Source organism: Streptomyces sp. NRRL WC-3618 (assembly GCF_001280005.1).
Lineage (GTDB): Bacteria > Actinomycetota > Actinomycetes > Streptomycetales > Streptomycetaceae > Streptomyces.
This window is the reverse complement of sequence record NZ_LGDW01000252.1, coordinates 1-993: the sequence shown is the minus strand read 5'-3', so window position 1 is coordinate 993 and position 993 is coordinate 1. Positions and strand designations below refer to the sequence as shown.

Genomic DNA, 993 nt, shown 5'->3' with positions numbered 1-993 from the left:
CGCATCCGCTCCGCGAACACCGGGGACTCCGCGAGCAGCTCACGCGCCATCCCCGCCCACTGCGACCCCTGCCCCGGAAACACGAACACCGGACGGACCGTCCCACCATGCGCCCGCCCCGTGACGACGTTCTGCGCGGCCGCGTCATCCCGCGCCAGCGATTCGAGCCCGGCAAGCAGCTCGTCGCGGTCACGGCCGAGTACGACGCCCCGGTGCTCGAAACGAGACCGTGAGACCGCCAACGACCAACCCACCTCCGCCAGTTCGACATCGGTGTGCGCGACGAGGTGGGCGCGCAGGCGTGCGGCCTGGTCGCGAAGCGCGTCCTCGTTCTTCGCCGAGAGCGCCAGCGGGACGACGCCCGCCACCACCCGCGACTGCGACGACGTGCCCGCCCCGTCCGTCCCCGCGGACTCCGGCTCGGCGGACTCCGCCTCCGGGGCCGGCAGGCCCTGTTCCAGGATCACGTGCGCGTTCGTCCCGCTCACGCCGAACGACGACACACCCGCGCGGCGCGGCACCGCGCCGTCCCACTCGGGCCAGGTGCGGGACTCCGCCAGGAGTTCCACGGTGCCCGCCGACCAGTCGACCTCGGGGGTCGGCGCGTCCATGTTCAGCGTGCGCGGCAGCACGCCGTGGCGCATCGCCATGACCATCTTGATGACACCGGCGACACCGGCGGCGGCCTGGGTGTGTCCGATGTTGGACTTCACCGAGCCGAGCAGCAGGGGCCGGTCGGCCGGTCGCTGCTTGCCGTACGTGGCGATGAGGGCCTGGGCCTCGATGGGGTCACCCAGGGGGGTGCCCGTGCCGTGCGCCTCGACCGCGTCGACATCGGCGGGCGTGAGGCGGGCGTTGGCGAGGGCGGCGCGGATGACGCGCTGCTGGGAGGGACCGTTCGGGGCGGTCAGGCCGTTGCTCGCGCCGTCCTGGTTGATCGCGGAGCCGCGTACGACCGCGAGCACCTGGTGACCGTTGCGGCGGGCGTCCGAC

Annotated in this window: 1 protein-coding gene; it reads right to left on the bottom strand. The window is 73.6% G+C overall.

What is annotated here, in order from left to right; genetic code table 11:
* Window positions 1-993 (bottom strand): ketoacyl-synthetase C-terminal extension domain-containing protein (locus tag ADL01_RS21960; protein WP_159049591.1); only part of this gene is annotated, 993 nt, incomplete at both ends.